Origin of the sequence: Massilia eburnea, assembly GCF_009720745.1 — a bacterium.
Taxonomy (GTDB): domain Bacteria; phylum Pseudomonadota; class Gammaproteobacteria; order Burkholderiales; family Burkholderiaceae_D; genus Rugamonas; species Rugamonas eburnea.
Genome location: NZ_WNKX01000004.1, coordinates 1 through 16,708, shown reverse-complemented (window position 1 = coordinate 16,708; position 16,708 = coordinate 1). Strand labels below are relative to the sequence as shown.

Below are 16,708 nucleotides of genomic sequence, written 5' to 3'. Positions count from 1 at the left end.
GTTGATGGTGCTACTTTATTCAAACCTCCAACGGCGATAAACTACCGCCCAGCCAAACCATTTTTCCCTTAAAGGCAATAATGAGCCGGAAATACGATCACCTGAGCGATGTCGAGACCTTTGTCACGGTCGTCGAGCGCGGCTCGCTGACGGCGGCCGCCGTGGCCCTGTCCACCACGCCCTCCGTGGTCAGCCGCGCGCTGGCGCGGCTGGAAAAGCGCCTTGGCACCCAACTGCTGCGCCGCACCACGCGCAGCCTGGGCCTGACCGATGCCGGCAGCCTTTACCTGGAGCAGACGCGCACCGCGCTCTGCCTCATCGACGATGCCGAGCGCGCCGTGCAGGCTAAAGGCGGCGAGGTGACGGGCCGCCTGCGCATCAGCGCGCCCACTACCTACGGCCACTACCGCCTGCCTGCCCTGCTGCGGCAATTCGCCGAGCGCTATCCCGCAGTGCGCGTCGAGTTGAATATCACCAACCGCAACGTCGACCTGGCCGCAGAGAATTTCGACTTCGCCATCCGCCAGGGCGTATTGAAGGACAGCGGCATGATCGCCCGCAAACTGGAAGACGCGGAACTGGTGCTGGTCTGCGCGCCCGCCTACGCAAAGCGGCGCGGCCTGCCGCGCAACCTCGACGCCCTGGCACAGCACGACTGCCTCACCTTCCAGCTCCCAAGCACCGGCCGCACCTTCCCCTGGCAATTCATGCGCAACGGAGAAGAACTCGATTGGCCGCCGGAATCCGCGCTGCAGGTAACGGACGACGCCTTGGGTACGGTATCGCTGGCGGAAGCAGGCCTGGGCATCTGCCAGACCTTCCGCTTCATCGCGCAAGACCGCCTTCGACGCGGCGTACTGGTGGAAGTGCTGCCGGCACTGAAGGGGCGCAGCCGTCCTTTCTCGCTGCTCTACACGCCGCAGCGCCGTATGACGGCAGCGGCGCGCGCGCTGCTGACCTGCCTCGCCGAGCAGGTGTGAGAATCCAAGCATTTTTTCGCCCCGGCAAGATGGTATTCTCGGCTCAGTGGAAACCGGCATTCGGCCGGCAATGGACGATCAACATTGAGGACTCAGCGTGAAACTCCTGTCATTCATCAGCTTCCTGCCTTTTGTGCTTGGCAGTCCGCTTGCCGCGGCACAGGAACAACCTCCAGCGAACTTTGAGAACTGGGGAGTCTGTCCCTTTGAATGCTGTCAGTACCGGGACTGGGTTGCCGATGACGACATTCCGGTGCATCAAAGCCGCAGCGACCAATCGGCGGTCATCTTTCATCTACACCGGCAAGAGAAGTTCTGCGCCCTGACGGGGGTCGTGGTCACTGAAAAACCTGGTGTCGTTCTGATCGACAAGCCCGTTCAAGACGGCTATGTCAAAGGCAACAACAAGCCACAACTTACGCTTAACGCAGGCGACAAAATTTACATGCTGTCTCCCTTGGGAGAAGGCGCCTACCTCTTCTGGTATCGGGGCAAGGTATATTCGAGCGGCACCGGCCTCGCGGCAATGCCCGGCGCAGATGGCAAAGATGCTCGCATGACTTGGTGGAAGCAGGTCAAGAATAAAGCGGGGAAACGGGGATGGACAACGTCGGACAAGTTTTCGAATGCAGATAGCTGCGGGTGAAGGGTGGCCGCGACAGCGTATGACCTGCTCAATTGCCACGCCGGGCGGCATTAAGTGGGGTTTTCCTACACATGAGAGAAGATATCAATGAAGTTCGGGCGCCGATTGTTGCTGGTAGGATCAGTCGTTACGCTGATTGCCGTCAGCGGAGGATATACGATCAGAAATTCCTTCAAGGCCGAGCCATTAATTGGATACGTCAACAATTTCCCGTCTGAAGACAATCAATGGATTGCAACCTTGGAAGAAGTCGACAATGGCCTCGGGTTCGGCCAAGGCATGTTGTACGACGAAATTCATATTCATCACCCAGGAGAAGTAATCGCCGATCATGGTGAAAACGATCGATCGGCAATTTTCTATGCCAACTCGATGGGGCGACAGTCAGACGAACGGCCCCAAATCCAATGGATCGATTCGACTCATCTCTTGATCACATATAGTCCGTCAAGAATCGAAGGCGGGATGCCGGGCAAAGCACTGAAGCTGTATGGAGACATACATGTAAGCTACCTTCACGCACAGTGAAGCGATAGGTTAGATTACCTTGGCTCCTTTTGTCGCTGCGCACCTCCGCGGCCAATTGCGTCAAACGTTAGGGACCACCATGAACCACTTCAAACTAGCTGCATCCCTATTTGCTACGGTATTTGCTTTTAGCGCATTTTCCGCGGATTTCAATTTTAGCGCCTACACACCTAAGCCACTTGCTCAGATCCAGAGTGATTATGATGCAGTCGCAATGGATCTCGAAAAAGGCAAAAGCTTGTATTTACCCGTCCTGGAGAAACGAAATTTTGAAATAAACTATACGGGCGAGTTCAGCGATATCGATGAAACCAGGACAAAATTCATCAGGAATTTTAGCAAATACGCCAATTTGGATTCCGCACATGTAAATCTCTACAGACATGTGTTAAAGGTGAGCGATGCCGGTAAGGATTACTACCTTCCTGTTCAAGAGCCGCTAATCTCTTATATGGTCCGTGAGTTGGCAATCGGCCAAAAAATAAATGTTTACGTACTTTTCGCTGGTAGCGATTCCAACGGCTTAGTGCTCTTGATTAGCGAATTCAAAGATTCCTAACATTTGCTCGCAAGCTCGCTCCACTTCGTTCCGCCGGACGCACTGACGTACGCCACTTAGCTCTACGCTAAACGACCGCCTGCACGCCGCAACGCCGGATGGCGGCTGCGGCGCATGTCCCGCTTATTTGCCTCCGCGGCCAGCCTTGATCAGGTAGTTCTGGATGGTGGACTCGGCGATCGAGGCCCACTGGTTCTGGTCACTGCGGAAGCGCTTCCACGGCTCGTAGATCTTGGCGAACTTGGAGTTCTTGGACGCTTCTTCGTTCATCTGTTCGATGGTGGCCTTGTAAGCCGCATCCATGATGTCCGGCGAGTAGTTGCGCAGCTTGACGCCGTTCTTCAGCAAGCGGCCCAGCGCGGTCGGGTTCTTGAAGTCGTACTCGGCCTGCATCACTACGTGCGCCTCGTAGGAAGCGCATTCCAGAGCGGCCTGGTATTCCTTCGGCAGTTTCTCCCACTCCTTGATGTTGACGTACAGGGTGAACGAAGCACCAGCTTCCCACCAGCCCGGATAGTAGTAGTACGGCGCGATCTTATAGAAGCCCAGCTTCTCGTCGTCGTATGGGCCGACCCACTCCGCCGCATCAATGGTGCCTTTTTCCAGCGCCGGGTAGATGTCGCCGCCGGCCAGCTGCTGCGGCACCGCGCCGAGGCGCTCCATCACCTTGCCGGCCAGGCCGGCGATACGCATCTTGGTGCCTTTCAGGTCGGCCACGGTTTTCACTTCCTTGCGGAACCAGCCGCCCATCTGGGTGCCCGAGTTGCCGGCGATGAAGTTGATGATGCCGTAGTCCTTGAAGAAGGAACGCAGCAGCTCCTTGCCGCCGCCCTGGTCGTACCAGGCGGTCTGCTGGCGCGAGGTCAAGCCGAACGGCACCGCGCAGTCGAAGGAGAACGTCGCGTCCTTGCCGTAGTAGTAGTACGAAGCGCTATGGCCGCATTCCACGGTACCCGATTGCACCGCGTCGAGCACGCCCAGGCCAGGCACCACTTCGCCGGCCGCGAACACGCGGATGTTGAACTTACCGCCCGTCAGCTGGTGTACGCGTTTGGTGAACGTATCGGCCGCACCGTAAATGGTGTCGAGGGATTTGGGGAAGCTGGATGCCAGGCGCCAGTTAATGGCGGGCAGTTCGGCAGCGATGGCTGGTGCGGCGATAACTCCTGCGCCGGCACCGGCTGCCGCCTTTTTGATAAAGGAACGACGTTCCATACGTACTGTCTCCTTAGGGGTTGTTTGGAAACAGTGTATGGAAATATTTAGTTTCCGGCAACCACCATCTTTTCAATGAGGATCGAGCCGGTATTCTTGGTGCCGCGCACCAAGGTGTCGGTGCCGATGCCGACGATATCCTTGAACATATCTTTCATATTGCCGGCGATGGTGATCTCTTCCACCGGGTACTGGATCACGCCATTCTCCACCCAGTAACCGGAAGCGCCGCGGCTGTAATCGCCGGTTACATAGTTGGTGCCCTGGCCCATCAACTCGGTCACCAGCAAGCCGGTGCCCATCTTGCGCAGCATGCCGGCAAAGTCGTCGCCTTTTTTGGTGAGCGACGATGTGATGGTCAGGTTGTGCGAGCCGCCGGCGTTGCCGGTGGTCTTCATGCCCAGCTTGCGCGCCGAGTAAGTCGACAGGAAATAGCCTTGCAGTACCCCGTTCAGGATCACGTCGCGCTTGTGGGTGCGCACGCCTTCCTCGTCGAACGGGGCAGAACCGATGGCGCCCACGACGTGCGGGTCTTCCTTCACCTGGATATGGGAGGGGAAGATTTCCTTCCCCAGCGAGTCGACCAGGAAGGAAGACTTGCGGTACAGCGCACCGCCCGACGTCGCCTGCACGAAGGCACCCAGCAGGCCGGCGGCCAGCGGCGCTTCGAACAGCACTGGGCAGGTGCGGGTGGCCAGCTTGCGCGCGTTCAGGCGGGCCAGCGAGCGTTCCGCGGCGTAGCGGCCGACGGCTTCCGCGCTGGCCATTTTTTTCGGGTCGCGCACCGAGGTGTACCAGTCGTCGCGCTGCATCTTGGCGCCCTTGCCGGCAATCGGGGTCACCGACAGGGTGTGGCGCGAATAGGGATAACCGCCGATGAAGCCGCGCGAGTTGGCCGACACGAAATGCGACTGCTGCACGTGCACGCCGGCGCCTTCGCTATTGGTCACGCGCGGGTCGACCGCGAAGGCGGCCGCTTCGGCGCGCTGCGCCAGGGCCACGGCCTCCTCGGTGGAGATCGCCCATGGGTAGAACAGTTTCAGGTCCTGCGGGTTCTTTTCCAGCAGCTCTTCTTCAGCAAGGCCGGCGCAATCGTCTTCCGCCGTGAAGCGGGCGATGTTGTAGGCTGCTTCCACCGTCGCCTTCAGCGAAGCGGCGGAAAAATCGGAAGTGCTGGCATTGCCGCGCTTCTTGCCGATGAAGACCGTGACGCCAATGCCCTTGTCGCGGTTTTGCTCGATCGTCTCGATCTTGCTCTTGCGGACCGACACCGAAAGTCCGCTGCCTTCGCTGATTTCAACAGCGGCATCGGTCCCTCCCTGCTCGCGCGCGTATTTCAAAACGTCGCGTGCCAGCTGTTTCAACTGGTCCTGGGAATAGGAGAAGGCGGATTCGCTCATGGGGTCTTTTTGGGGGGCTTGGCATTAAAACAGTTATCATAGCAGCCGTTTACTGTTTTTACAGGTAGGGTGTGTCTTCCCCCTACCCCTCTATCATGCCTAATCCAAACCGTGGCTCTGTTGGTTTCCAGTCCAGCGAGTTCGAACAAGAATACGAACGCCCTTCCAAAACCGAGATGAAACGCCAGTCCGACGCCCTGCAGGCGCTGGGTAAAGAACTGGTGGAAGCGCCGCGCGACCGCGTCAAGCGCGTGCCGATGCCGGAAGATGTGCGCGATGCCATTCTGGAATGCCAGAATATCAACAATCACGAAGGCCGCCGCCGCCAGATGCAATTCATCGGCAAGAAGATGCGTACCCTGTCGGAAGAAGAAGTGGCGATCATCAAGCGCACCATCGAGGGCTGGAAAGGCGCCTCCAAGGCCGATACCGCCGCCCTGCACGCGCTGGAACGCCGCCGCGACAAACTGCTGGCCGACGACAAGGCCCTGACCGTGCTGCTGGAAGAAGCGCCGCACCTGGACGTGCAGCACCTGCGCACCCTGATCCGCAACGCGCGCAAGGAGCAGGCCGAGAACAAGCCGCCGAAGGCTTACCGCGAGATCTTCCAGATCCTGAAAGACCTGCAGAAGGCGCCTTCCGCTGAGCCTTCGCCAGGCCCGGATGTCGACGTCGACGCCCCGGACGACGAAGACCATGAGTGACGAAACCCTCGTCGTTGGCCTGGTATCCATTTCCGACCGCGCCAGCGGCGGCGTGTACCAGGACCAGGGCATCCCCGCCCTGGAAGAGTGGCTGCGCAGCGCGCTGACCACGCCGCTGCGCTTCGAGACCCGCCTGATTCCCGACGAGCGTCCGCAGATCGAGTCCACCCTGGTGGACCTGGTCGACAACGTGCACTGCCACCTGGTGCTGACCACCGGCGGCACCGGCCCCGCACGCCGCGACGTGACCCCGGAAGCCACGCTCGCCATCGCCACCAAGGAAATGCCGGGCTTCGGCGAGCAGATGCGCCAGGTCAGCCTGGCCTTCGTGCCGACCGCCATCCTGTCGCGCCAGGTCGCGGTGATCCGCGAAACCGCCGGCCATGCTGCCCTGGTGATCAACCTGCCTGGCCAGCCCAAAGCCATCAAGGAAACCCTGGAAGGCTTGAAGGATGCCGACGGCAAGCAGATCGTCGGCGGCGTCTTTGCAGCCGTCCCCTACTGCATCGACCTGATCGGCGGCCCTTACGCCGAAACCAATGACGCGGTGTGCAAGGCATTCCGCCCCAAATCCGCCATCCGCAAGAAGGACAACGCATGACCCACCTGCTGGACTCCATCGTCATCGACACCGCCCCCAATCCAGAATATTCCGTAATCTGGATGCACGGCCTGGGCGACAGCGGCGAAGGCTGGGCGCCTATCGTCAATGAGCTGGACCTGCGCGGCCTGCCGGGCATCCGCTTCATCTTCCCGCATGCGAACACCATGCCGGTGACCCTCAACGGCGGCTATGTCATGCGCTCGTGGTACGACATCATCAGCATCGAACCGAGCGAGCGCCGCGAAGACGAAAAAGGCCTGCGTGAATCGCAGATCCTGGTCGACGCCCTGATCGAGCGCGAGATCGCGCGCGGCGTCCCCGCCAAGCGCATCGTGCTGGGCGGTTTCTCGCAGGGCTGCGCCATGACGCTGCAGACCGGCCTGCGCTTCCCGCAAAAACTGGCGGGCCTGATGTGCCTTTCCGGCTACCTGCCGCTGGCCGACAAGGTCGCCGCCGAGCGCCACGCCGCCAACCAGGACACCCCGCTGTTCATGGTGCACGGCAAGATGGACCCCGTGATCGATATCAGCCGCGCCATTGCCTCGCGCGACCTGCTCCAGCAACTGGGCTACCAGATCGAATGGCACGACTACCCGATGCAGCACTCGGTTTGCGCCGAAGAAGTGCGGGACATTTCGGCATGGCTGAAGAAAGTGTTCGCATAAGCCTGTGCCAGGTACGCGCCGGCCTGGGCGCGTGGCTGCTCGCCGCCGGCACAGCCTGCGCCGCCAATGCCAGCGTCGCACCATCCCGGCCATTGCCGGCGGCAAGCAGCGCGGCCGCCGCCCCCTGGTGCGACAGGATCTCCGCCCGCCTGCCGACCGTCTCAGCTTCCACCTGCCGCCAAAGCGCGGTGGTGCCAAGCGGCGCCAAATCGAATAACGGATTCCCCATCCTGGAACGCGACATCGGCGCCAGCGCAGGCAGTACGGCGCCGCGTGTGCTGCTACTGGGCGGCATCCATGGCGACGAACTCACCGCCTCGGCCCTGGTCTTCCGCTGGCTGCAAACAATCGACACGCCCGCCGCCCAAGGCCTGAACTGGAAAGTCGTCCCGCTGCTGAATCCCGACGGCCTGCTGGCCGCCAAACCCCAGCGCGTCAACGCCCACGGCGTGGACCTGAACCGCAATTTCCCCACACCCGACTGGCAGCGTGAAGCCCCGCGCTACTGGGCCAAGGTCACGCGCAGCGACCCGCGCCGCTTCCCCGGCAAGAGTCCGTTGTCGGAACCCGAAAGCCGCTGGGTACATCAAACCATCGAGAACTTCCACCCCGACCTGGTCGTCTCCGTGCATGCGCCCTTCGGCGTACTCGATTTCGACGGCGATGCCGAACCACCGCGCAAATTCGGCCGTTTGAATTATCGGAAAGTGGGGGTCTACCCAGGCTCGCTGGGCAACTACAGCGGCCAGCACAAGCAGGTGCCGGTGATCACCATCGAACTGCCGCACGCCCAGGCCATGCCGTCGGACGCGGAAATCCAGCGCATCTGGCTCGATATGCTGGAATGGATACGCACCAACCTTAACTGAGGTTGCGGCTCAACTTGTCCAGTCCCGCCGCCAGCCGCTCGACGTCGCCGGCCGTGATGGCGCAGGCTTCGGCAATCTGCTGGCTCACCTTCCAGCCCTCGGCGCGCAATTTGCGGCCCTTGTCGGTCAGGGTCAGCACGCGGTTCCGCTCGTCGTTGGGATCGCGGTCGCGCACCAGGTAGCCCTCCGCTTCCAGCCGCTTGACCAGGGGCGTGATCGAACCCGGATCCTGCTGCAGGCGCTCAGCCAGGCCTTTGATGCCCAGCCCCTCCTCTTCCCACAGCACGACCATCACCAGGTACTGCGGATAGGTCAGGTTGAGGGGCGCGAGGATAGGCTTGTACAGCTGCGTCATCTTCAGCGATGTCGAATACAGCTTGAAGCAGAGGTGCTGGTCCAGCGTAGGGGGCGTGCGTTTTTCCATGGCGCGTACTTTAGCATAGCCCCCTCACGACCAATCAGCGCTTGGCCGCTTCCAGGATCACTTTCGCCACAGCTTCCGGCTGCGACGCCATCGGCACGTGGCTGCTGGCTACCGTCGTGGTGGTGGCGTGGATCTTGGCGGCGAAGGTCTTCTGCAGGCCAGGATCAATCATGCGGTCCTTGGACGCGACGATGTAGTAGCTTGGCTTGTTCTTCCATGCCGCCACGTCCACCTTGTCGCCGAAGGCGCTGGCTTTGATCGGGCCCTGGGTCACGGTCATCAGGCTTTGTTCGGCCTTGCTCAGGTCCGGCGCGAAGTTGACCGCCATCGATTCGGCCGAGAGATAGATAAAGCCGTTATTGTCAGGCTTCAGTGTCGCGATGCCAGGAGGCAGGGGGAAATCCTTGCCCAATTCACCGATCGTCTCGCCTTCCGACGGCGCGAAGGCTGCAACGTAGACCAGCGATTTCACCTTGTCGCTGGCGCCGGCTTGGGTGATCACGGCGCCGCCCCAGGAGTGCCCCACCAGGACCACCTTGCCGCTTTGCGCATCGATCACACGCTGGGTGAAGGCCACATCGTCGGCCAGGGACGTCAGCGGGTTCTGCACCGCTACCACTTTCAGGCCCTGCTTTTGCAGCAGCGGAATTACCTTGTTCCAGCCCGAACCGTCAGCGAAGGCGCCGTGTACCAGCACGACGGTGGTGTCCTCGGCGGCATGGACTTGGGCGGCGCCTGCCAGCAGGGAGGCAGCGATCAGGGCGGATTTGATGGTCTTGGTCATGGCATTTCTCCTTTGATTAGTTCGTTAATGATTAGCGCGCTAAGCTACTGGATTGAAATATAACGCACTATTCGTTAGTGTGCAAATTATTTTTACTGAACGATCGTTCGCAAGGAATTCATACCTAATGTTCCGTGCAATTAAAGTCTGAGACATGTAATTAAAGTCTGAGACATGTAATTAAAGTCTGAGACAGGGGCTCTTCCATAACTAAGACTGATTGTCGTTGTGCCGGTAACCCATCCAAGGTCAACGATGACATCCTAATGAACCGTCGATCCACACGGATCGGCGTTTTTTCTCTTCGCCTAGTAACTCTTACATTCGGTCTCCCGGCCAGTAGTCGTCGGCTCGCACGAGCTTCCATTGGCCATTCGCTGAAAATGAGTTCAATACGCGAAGCTACATTTCGTCAACTTCAGACTTGAAATATTTCTAATAAGGCATATATAGTTCTATAAAGTCATCCTGATTTCCTAGACTATGCCAGCGGACACTACCTCTCCCGGATCCTCGAACACTACGTCGCAAAGCTCCGCTTCGCTGAGTGGATTCGACGACGCACGTCTTGCTGAGTGGCTTAACGAACGGAGGGTGGCGAAGAAAGAGGTTGTACTTGTGCATGCTGGGACTACTTGTAAGGTTTACGAGAAGGCTGACAACCGCGGTGTCCTATATTCTGTCGACCCAGAGGGCAAATCGAAGACTGCCTTTAAGGCACTGGCTCGGCAGAAGCGACTCTTCACTGTCGAAATTTCGCCGTCCGAAATGGCCGTTGCCGCGATAACTTCTACAGCATGGGTACCTCAACAAAAGTCCGAAGAAAACATCGAAGTTTTGCTCGAGGAGCGCAAGGTCCACCTGGGACGTGTGGATGGGCGCGGAGAACCCGTCAGCCTTCAAACTGCGAATCAAGTCTGGGCCGATGCGGGCGGGTGCTGCATGTTTAAAGGTTGTGGAGACGATTTGAGCATTGTTCCCCTGTACAACAAAGGGGCGCGCATCGCCTACCTGGCTCACATCATTGCTTCGGACCCCGACGGACCGCGCGGGACAATGGAAGAATCACACGTCCTATCGAATCGCCCTGACAATATTATGTTGATGTGCGACGCACATCACCGTCTGATTGACTCCTTCGCACCTGACTTATACAAGGCTCCCCGGTTGCGTGAGATGCGGCGCGAGCACACGTTGAAGGTTCGTAGTTATCGTGCGGCAATGCGGTATCCCGAAGCACAAGTACTTACACTTTTCGCGGATCTCGGCAATATTCCAACTCATTTCCCCGATAGTGAATTCATGGAAGCGCTCCTTGCCGAGGAATTTTCCATGCATTCTGACGTGAAAAGACATCTTACGTATCAGAACCGCGATGACCGAACCGCTCCCGACTTTTGGGGAAACTATCTCCGGGAGATGGAGTTACCCATCCGCAATATGGTTCAAGACCTCGGCAGGCGATCTGCGGCAGAAGCACTCGCAGTGTTTCCTCTGCATCACACCCCCACTTTGGTACTTGCTGGCCGAATTGTAGGGGAAGCCCGAAAGGTGCACGTGTTTCAGCGCTCTCGCCAACGCCAGTCTTGGCAATGGAATCTAAATGCTTCGAAACATCCGGTCGGCACGTTTGCAGTATCTGGGCTAACAAACGCCCAGGTGGATGAAGTGCTATTAACGGTCGAATTGACTGCTCGTATTGATGAGCAGGCCCTTCCGGACGGTATTATTAAGGCGGTGGCCAATGGCAATTTGCCTTGGATTCGACTCACGACGGGTGATCCCAATGCAGAGTGCATACAGAGGAAGGAAGACCTGGAGCAAGTTATAGATTCCGCTCGATGTGCAATCAATTCCATCCAAGACAAAATGCACGCTAAGCGTGTGCATCTCATCGTCGTCTCTCCGGCCAGTGCTGCCTTTGGCATCGGTCAGCTCATGCAAGCAGGACATCACGCGGTGTTCACCCTGTACGACCGCCCGAATGGCCAGCAACTGTTCAGAGAAGCATTCACCATTAATGGCCATAGTGTCGTTCCTCCGGCAGGGTCGACACAGCCCCCTATTTCCATTCGCTAAAGGAACCCTCTATGGCACTGACCAAAAATGCTATGCTCGTTGAGGCCGCAATTCAGCGTCGCGGTGGCGTCGCTGAACTGTCGAAGTCTTTTTCCTTTGCAGTAGAAGGGCTAAATGTTAGCGTATTCGATAACGTCGAAGGCCATGCAGGTCGTGTACGCGTTAAGCAAAAGCGGGAACCATACGCTTACGCGTTGAGCCTGGTAAACGACCACATTACAGTAAAACAAGAGATAATTGACGAGGCTTCCGCTGCCTACAGCGACATCGCAAATCGTTTGGCATCGAAACTGAATTGGCCACTTAGCGCTATCAAAATTTTTCCTCAGGGCTCTGCAAGCACGAAAACGCTGATTCGAACAATTGGGAATCGCAAATTTGACATTGACGCGGTGTGCGAAGTGGACATTTCTGAGCTTCAAGCTCAGGACCCAATGGCGTTCTTTAATGCCTTTGGGAGTGCTCTGGACGAATTGAATGCGGAACCGAAAAGGCGCTGCTGGAACATTAACCTTACTGACAAGCCGTTTTATCTCGAATTCACCCCTTCAGTTCCCTTAACCACGGTTCCTTTGACCTCGCGTCAGCAGCGTGGACTCAAAAATCCCGAGCTCGAGTTCGCGGCATCCGCTTTGGCAGTGGTCGATACCCCTCTGCAAAATTGGAAGACTTCGAACCCTGCCGGTATTAGGGAGTGGGTCAACCGCGCTTCGGAAAGAACCATCGTATGGGAACTTGTGACTGAGGCGTTTGACAGCGTCCGTGCAAGCATTGAACCGGTTGCTAAGCAAAGTGTTGAAGTTGAAGAGACGCTTCGAGTGGCGATCCGCCTGTTCAAGCGCCATCGCGATATGTGTGTCCATCGCGGCCATCTTTCAGCGGAAACTCAGCCGATCTCCATCATCCTGGTGACCCTTCTGACCACTTGCTATGAAGGCCTCGCGGACTTAATTGAAGACGGAACGCGAGTACCTTTCGCCCATGTCGTAGATGCCCTTATTGCTTTGGCAGAACTGCTGCCAGAAATGATTCCACATTATCCGGACCTAGGTTATTACCTGGCTAACCCCACAGTAGTCGATGAAAACTTTGCAGAGCGCTGGAACACTGACGGAGGCGAGCGCGCAGAGGCGTTCCGGACGTGGTGTGGACTCTTGCAAGCGGACCTCGCAATAATCGCAGCTCAGACGGACATTGAGAAAATTGCGACAAAAACTCTCGAAGTCTTCGGTTGCACTGCTGCAGGCAGTCCGAAGGGTGGCAACGGCAATTCCGGTCCAGGCGTGACTCCGCCGCCGCCGTCGCCAGCTCCTCGAACATCTGGTCTTGCTTAACGCTCCTTGCATGAGCACTGAGCCTCCTTCGCTTTCCAGTACACTCGCGGCAGTACTGATAGAACCACCAACCATTCGCAGGAATGATGGCGCCATCGTATATCGAATCAAGCTTCCGGAACTTCAAACTGGACGCTTGATTGCGTTCGCTGAGCTTATATTGCCGAAAGGTTTTCCTGAAGAGGCTGTTGCGCGAATCCGCCTCCCTTCCGACGCGGTACTGCGAGTGCCTCATGTTGAAATCGACGGACTCCTTTGTATAGATGGCGACCCGGGGCCCGGCCGAGGGCTCGACGGAACTCAACGTTTGCAGACGCTACTCTATAAGTTTTACACTGAGTTCCTCGATCCGTGGAGCAATGGCGATCTCGACGGAGATTTTTCAAAAGAACCTCAGAACTATTGGGCCGTCAACGTAGCTCAAATTAAAACAAAAGACGACTCCGCTCGCAAATTGTGGACCGTAGATGATGTCCCACGAAAGGCACGAGTTCGCGAAGGGCTCTTGCTACTTCCTGGGCGGCTCATCGTAGCTGGTGATGGTGAGAACCTATATGTGCAGCGCATTATTGCATCGCTCGGAAATCGGGCGAAGCAGCGTGTGCGTGTAATCATCGCCGACATTCCAATCTCATACTCTTTCGTGCCAGAGACTTGGCCGCGAAATGTTGACGCATTACTGAGTGTTCTGCGAGCACGTCTGAAGCCCCCAGAGTATCGCCGTTTTTTTGAGCAACGTCTTCGTCAGCGGCGTTCGAGAGAACATCGAGTAGCTCTGTTCCGAAATCACGACGGAGGCTTCGCGTTTCTATTACCGGGCGGCCCCCCCGTTATTCATCAAGAGTTGGGTCGTCACCGCGCGCGCCGTCCGCCCGCGAAGATTCAACCGCTATTGGTAGAGCGCATTGATCCTGAATGGACTGTAGGTCGCGACCAAATTTCACAAGTATCCACTCGACAACGGAAGCATGTGGTGGTGCTTGGCGCCGGTGCCCTCGGTAGCCCGGTCGTTGAGCAACTGGCGAAGGCGGGCATCGGTCAAATCACGCTCGCCGATCCTGACACTATGGAAACGGCAAATTTAGGGCGTCACCTTCTCGGCATCCAACATGTGGGCTTTGCTAAAGCAGAGGCCGTTGCAGATCATTTAAAGCGCAAATATCCGTCTTGCATTGTCAAGCCTTATTACGGTAGGGCCGAACAATGGCTGAAGTCCAACACGCTGAAAGATGTCGAAGCTGTTTTGGATTTAACTGGCGAGCCCGAGGTGCGATGGCATCTGAACGAGGCCCGGCGAAAACATCCATGTAAATTGGTTGTCGGCTGGATGGAGCCGTTCGTTGCGGCAGCACATGTTTGCATATTGAGGCCTGATACGCTCTGGTTCTCTGAAGAGGCGAGCACAGAGGACCGACTCAACCGGCTCGAAGCGGTCGATTGGCCTGCGGACGTTGTTCGACAAGTCCCTGGGTGCAGTAGTCGCTTCCAAGCTTACACTTCTGCGAACGCAGCATATGCGGTTGCATTGGTCTCCGAAAATGCACTTCGGGCGATCGATGATGAAGTGGACAATTCCAAAGTTCTTAGTTGGGTGCGAGGCCGGCAATTCCTGGACAAGCAATGGCCGAAGCTGAGATATCGGGAATGGGCGGCTGACGCCGCGCAACACCTTGGAGTCACGATGGAACGGCCATTCCAATGAAGTATCGTACTTTCTTTTCGCCTGACAGGGCCCGCTATATTTTGTTTACTGAGAGCGCGCTTCGTCATATGTATGGCTACGCGCAACGAAAATGGTATCAAAATGAAGCTGGTGGCGAAATCTATTCGCCGACACCATACTCATCGAGCCTTCTAGTCGATGTCGTGGTAGGGCCTCACCAAAGAGACCGCCGAAGCCGACACTCATTCAACCCAGATGTTGAGTCTACAACGCAAGCGCGCAATGAACAGTTTGAGAATGGCCGACACGCTATTGGCTTATGGCACACTCATCCTGAGTCTCAGCCCCATCCATCTGGGCCGGATAGAAAGACCACAGAAGACTATCTTCGGGCATTTGGCAATAACCGCGAGCGATACTTGACTGTCATCATCGGGAACCGTGGTGAAGTTCCGGCAATAACGGTCTGGTCTGCGGAAAAATGCGGAAACTGGCTACGTTGGGGCGAGCTCCACGACCACCCGGCCGAGTTATTAATGGCAGAGCTTTCGATGAGATAGCACTAGACAGAATCGCCGGGTATGTTGCCTCTGAAGGGCGCCTACTCTCGGCAAAGACGGAGATTCGAATGGAAGTTCGGAATGAGGTTTTTATATCGGTGGACATTGAGACGTCTGGTCCAATCCCTGGCGTGTACAGCATGCTCTCAATCGGCGCTTGCCTAGTCGATAGGCCTGAGACAATTTTCGAGTGTACGTTAAAGCCCCTTAACCGGAACGCAGACTTGGAAGCGCTAGCAGTAACAGGGTTCTCACTTGCGGATCTCGAACTGAGCGGCGCGGAACCCCGTCAAGCCATGACTGAATTCGATATGTGGATCAAAGCAGCCCGCGGCGAAGGGGGGACCGCAGTGTTCGTTGGCCTAAATGCCCCCTTCGACTGGTCCTTCATCAACTATTACTTCCATAATTTTTACGGCGAAAACCCCTTCGGGTTCACTGCACTGGACATCAAAGCCTACTACATGGGCGTAACTGGATCGTCCTGGACGGAGACCCGTTCTAGCGTAATGGCGAGTCGCCTGGGCCCTGCACACAAAGCGAACCATAATGCTGTACAAGATGCCGTCTACCAGGCTGAGCTGTTCCGTCTAACTCGACAGCTCGGGCGGAAAAGCAAGCTCTGAGCATTTGTGGGCCAACGTTTTCGTTCAGTCGCTGAGAGAAGGCAGCGAACAAAAGGGCCAAATGAACATTAATTAGCTGCGGAAACAAGAAAAGCGCCTTCGACCGAAGGCGCTTTTTCCGCGGCTACGCACGGTTAGCGTCTATTCGCAGAGGCGTGACCAAAATTTCTTCAGACACCTGAAATCTACGCGCCTGGTAACGGCGTGCCATCCCTTTTGCAATTGCACCTTCAACTTAATGAACGATATTTGTTCGCGTGACTATTGTCTGTGGACTTTCTCCTCTCAAGTGCGAATATGAGAATTAGTACAGCCACAAGTCTACATATATCGAACTCAACGTCATTAACTAACGGAGGCAAGGACGGGGAACTAGCTTAGAAAAAAAGCACCAGGTCGGCAAACCGGGCGCTTTTGCTGGGATTGACCCAGATTTCTAATTGACACTTGAAATCTACACGCCCCCTCAGGGCGCGTCAATCCCCTCTCTTACACGAAAAACGACACGGGTCAGTGGCGATGGATTCGCTCGCCCAAAAGAAAGGGAAATCATGCGCAAAGGACAGAGATTCACACCGACAAAAATTGCGAACTGGGAGACGCAAGGCCGCGGCGCCGGCGTCTTCGCAGAGTATCAACCATGGCATCAGGTAACGCGAGGAGATCCTGCAAGCAGAGGCAGATCCCACATTATGCAGTGGGCAGCGAGCCAGCGTAGCCATCACTTCTTATCGGATGGCGAGGCTGACGTCTTTGCATTTATCACGATGCTGCCGGACATCGTTGACGTGCGAGAGCAGGTGCCTCTGGCTTTGGATTGGCAGGGTCCTCAGATCGCGGCATACAGCATGTCTCATCCAAATCACCTAGTGCCGGGCACGTTGGCATGTGCCGAGCTCATTGGAGTCAAGCATCCGCAGCTACGCGCAGAGGGTTCAGTTTGAACCGGACCGGAAATCTGGGAGGCTCCAACATTTGAGAGAATGGAGCTTATGAAACGCAAATCTACCAAGTTTTCCCCAGAGGTGATGGAGCGCGCGGTGCGCATGGTCGAGGAGTCCGCTGGCC

Annotated in this window: 17 protein-coding genes; 13 read left to right on the top strand and 4 right to left on the bottom strand. The window is 57.1% G+C overall.

Features of this window, described 5'->3' with window-relative positions:
• Nucleotides 1–80: 80 nt before the first annotated feature.
• The 4 genes from GM658_RS06225 (at nt 81) to GM658_RS06210 (ending at nt 2,713) form a co-directional block, all read left to right on the top strand.
• Nucleotides 81–980, top strand: coding sequence for a LysR family transcriptional regulator (locus GM658_RS06225; protein ID WP_155453158.1), 900 nt, complete (start codon nt 81–83; stop codon nt 978–980).
• A gap of 97 nt (nt 981–1,077) precedes the next feature.
• Nucleotides 1,078–1,626 carry a hypothetical protein gene (locus GM658_RS06220; protein ID WP_155453157.1) on the top strand — a complete coding sequence of 183 codons (549 nt, stop codon included), beginning with the start codon at nt 1,078–1,080 and terminating at the stop codon, nt 1,624–1,626.
• An 87-nt stretch (nt 1,627–1,713) separates the two neighbouring features.
• Complete coding sequence (locus GM658_RS06215; RefSeq protein ID WP_155453156.1) at nt 1,714–2,154, top strand: hypothetical protein; 441 nt, start codon at nt 1,714–1,716, stop codon at nt 2,152–2,154.
• 79 nt (nt 2,155–2,233) lie between these two features.
• On the top strand, nt 2,234–2,713 hold the full coding sequence (locus tag GM658_RS06210; RefSeq protein WP_155453155.1) for a hypothetical protein: 480 nt from the start codon (nt 2,234–2,236) through the stop codon (nt 2,711–2,713).
• A 123-nt stretch (nt 2,714–2,836) separates the two neighbouring features.
• On the opposite strand, the gene GM658_RS06205 is transcribed toward GM658_RS06210, so the two are convergent.
• Nucleotides 2,837–3,928 (bottom strand): TRAP transporter substrate-binding protein, encoded by a 1,092-nt coding sequence (locus GM658_RS06205; RefSeq protein WP_155453154.1) that lies wholly within the window; start codon nt 3,926–3,928, stop codon nt 2,837–2,839.
• A 47-nt stretch (nt 3,929–3,975) separates the two neighbouring features.
• Nucleotides 3,976–5,328, bottom strand: a complete 1,353-nt coding sequence (pmbA, locus tag GM658_RS06200; RefSeq protein WP_155453153.1) for a metalloprotease PmbA — start codon at nt 5,326–5,328, stop codon at nt 3,976–3,978.
• 95 nt (nt 5,329–5,423) lie between these two features.
• Here pmbA and yjgA point away from each other — a divergent pair, with 95 nt between their 5' ends.
• From yjgA to GM658_RS06180, 4 genes are read left to right on the top strand one after another with little or no spacing between them, the layout of a single operon-like run.
• The gene (gene yjgA, locus GM658_RS06195; RefSeq protein ID WP_155453152.1) at nt 5,424–6,032 is read left to right on the top strand and encodes a ribosome biogenesis factor YjgA; all 609 of its coding nucleotides are present in this window, start codon (nt 5,424–5,426) and stop codon (nt 6,030–6,032) included.
• Entirely contained in the window at nt 6,025–6,633 is a 609-nt protein-coding gene (gene mog / locus GM658_RS06190) for a molybdopterin adenylyltransferase (RefSeq protein WP_155453151.1), read from the top strand. The genes yjgA and mog overlap by 8 nt, the downstream gene beginning before the upstream one ends.
• On the top strand, nt 6,630–7,301 hold the full coding sequence (locus GM658_RS06185; protein ID WP_155453150.1) for an alpha/beta hydrolase: 672 nt from the start codon (nt 6,630–6,632) through the stop codon (nt 7,299–7,301). Before mog ends, GM658_RS06185 begins: the two co-directional genes overlap by 4 nt.
• Nucleotides 7,277–8,170 carry a M14 family zinc carboxypeptidase gene (locus GM658_RS06180; protein ID WP_155453149.1) on the top strand — a complete coding sequence of 298 codons (894 nt, stop codon included), beginning with the start codon at nt 7,277–7,279 and terminating at the stop codon, nt 8,168–8,170. Before GM658_RS06185 ends, GM658_RS06180 begins: the two co-directional genes overlap by 25 nt.
• Here GM658_RS06180 and GM658_RS06175 read toward each other — a convergent pair.
• Nucleotides 8,163–8,594, bottom strand: a complete 432-nt coding sequence (locus GM658_RS06175) for a MarR family winged helix-turn-helix transcriptional regulator (RefSeq protein ID WP_155453148.1) — start codon at nt 8,592–8,594, stop codon at nt 8,163–8,165. The two genes, GM658_RS06180 and GM658_RS06175, sit on opposite strands and share 8 nt — an antisense overlap.
• Before the next feature lie 34 nt (nt 8,595–8,628).
• Nucleotides 8,629–9,378, bottom strand: coding sequence for an alpha/beta fold hydrolase (locus GM658_RS06170; RefSeq protein ID WP_155453147.1), 750 nt, complete (start codon nt 9,376–9,378; stop codon nt 8,629–8,631).
• Between the two features lie 594 nt (nt 9,379–9,972).
• Here GM658_RS06170 and GM658_RS06165 point away from each other — a divergent pair.
• Genes GM658_RS06165 through GM658_RS06145 form a run of 5 tightly spaced genes read left to right on the top strand, consistent with a single transcriptional unit; the run spans nt 9,973 to nt 15,640 of the window.
• Nucleotides 9,973–11,457 carry an SAVED domain-containing protein gene (locus GM658_RS06165; protein WP_371865043.1) on the top strand — a complete coding sequence of 495 codons (1,485 nt, stop codon included), beginning with the start codon at nt 9,973–9,975 and terminating at the stop codon, nt 11,455–11,457.
• Nucleotides 11,458–11,468: 11 nt separating this feature from the next.
• Nucleotides 11,469–12,791, top strand: coding sequence for a nucleotidyltransferase domain-containing protein (locus tag GM658_RS06160; RefSeq protein WP_155453145.1), 1,323 nt, complete (start codon nt 11,469–11,471; stop codon nt 12,789–12,791).
• 10 nt (nt 12,792–12,801) lie between these two features.
• On the top strand, nt 12,802–14,493 hold the full coding sequence (locus GM658_RS06155) for a ThiF family adenylyltransferase (protein WP_155453144.1): 1,692 nt from the start codon (nt 12,802–12,804) through the stop codon (nt 14,491–14,493).
• Nucleotides 14,490–15,014 carry a Mov34/MPN/PAD-1 family protein gene (locus GM658_RS06150; RefSeq protein ID WP_229416788.1) on the top strand — a complete coding sequence of 175 codons (525 nt, stop codon included), beginning with the start codon at nt 14,490–14,492 and terminating at the stop codon, nt 15,012–15,014. The genes GM658_RS06155 and GM658_RS06150 overlap by 4 nt, the downstream gene beginning before the upstream one ends.
• Nucleotides 14,936–15,640, top strand: coding sequence for a 3'-5' exonuclease (locus tag GM658_RS06145; RefSeq protein ID WP_308612908.1), 705 nt, complete (start codon nt 14,936–14,938; stop codon nt 15,638–15,640). The genes GM658_RS06150 and GM658_RS06145 overlap by 79 nt, the downstream gene beginning before the upstream one ends.
• Nucleotides 15,641–16,708 lie beyond the last annotated feature (1,068 nt).

Excerpts from the sequence above, each read along its gene's own strand:
- GM658_RS06225 (WP_155453158.1), top strand. The coding sequence starts at position 81 with ATGAGCCGGAAATACGATCACCTGAGCGATGTCGAGACCTTTGTCACG.
- GM658_RS06215 (WP_155453156.1), top strand. The coding sequence starts at position 1,714 with ATGAAGTTCGGGCGCCGATTGTTGCTGGTAGGATCAGTCGTTACGCTG.
- GM658_RS06210 (WP_155453155.1), top strand. The coding sequence starts at position 2,234 with ATGAACCACTTCAAACTAGCTGCATCCCTATTTGCTACGGTATTTGCT.
- GM658_RS06205 (WP_155453154.1), bottom strand. The coding sequence starts at position 3,928 with ATGGAACGTCGTTCCTTTATCAAAAAGGCGGCAGCCGGTGCCGGCGCA.
- pmbA (WP_155453153.1), bottom strand. The coding sequence starts at position 5,328 with ATGAGCGAATCCGCCTTCTCCTATTCCCAGGACCAGTTGAAACAGCTG.
- yjgA (WP_155453152.1), top strand. The coding sequence starts at position 5,424 with ATGCCTAATCCAAACCGTGGCTCTGTTGGTTTCCAGTCCAGCGAGTTC.
- mog (WP_155453151.1), top strand. The coding sequence starts at position 6,025 with ATGAGTGACGAAACCCTCGTCGTTGGCCTGGTATCCATTTCCGACCGC.
- GM658_RS06185 (WP_155453150.1), top strand. The coding sequence starts at position 6,630 with ATGACCCACCTGCTGGACTCCATCGTCATCGACACCGCCCCCAATCCA.
- GM658_RS06180 (WP_155453149.1), top strand. The coding sequence starts at position 7,277 with ATGGCTGAAGAAAGTGTTCGCATAAGCCTGTGCCAGGTACGCGCCGGC.
- GM658_RS06175 (WP_155453148.1), bottom strand. The coding sequence starts at position 8,594 with ATGGAAAAACGCACGCCCCCTACGCTGGACCAGCACCTCTGCTTCAAG.
- GM658_RS06170 (WP_155453147.1), bottom strand. The coding sequence starts at position 9,378 with ATGACCAAGACCATCAAATCCGCCCTGATCGCTGCCTCCCTGCTGGCA.
- GM658_RS06160 (WP_155453145.1), top strand. The coding sequence starts at position 11,469 with ATGGCACTGACCAAAAATGCTATGCTCGTTGAGGCCGCAATTCAGCGT.
- GM658_RS06155 (WP_155453144.1), top strand. The coding sequence starts at position 12,802 with ATGAGCACTGAGCCTCCTTCGCTTTCCAGTACACTCGCGGCAGTACTG.
- GM658_RS06150 (WP_229416788.1), top strand. The coding sequence starts at position 14,490 with ATGAAGTATCGTACTTTCTTTTCGCCTGACAGGGCCCGCTATATTTTG.
- GM658_RS06145 (WP_308612908.1), top strand. The coding sequence starts at position 14,936 with ATGCGGAAACTGGCTACGTTGGGGCGAGCTCCACGACCACCCGGCCGA.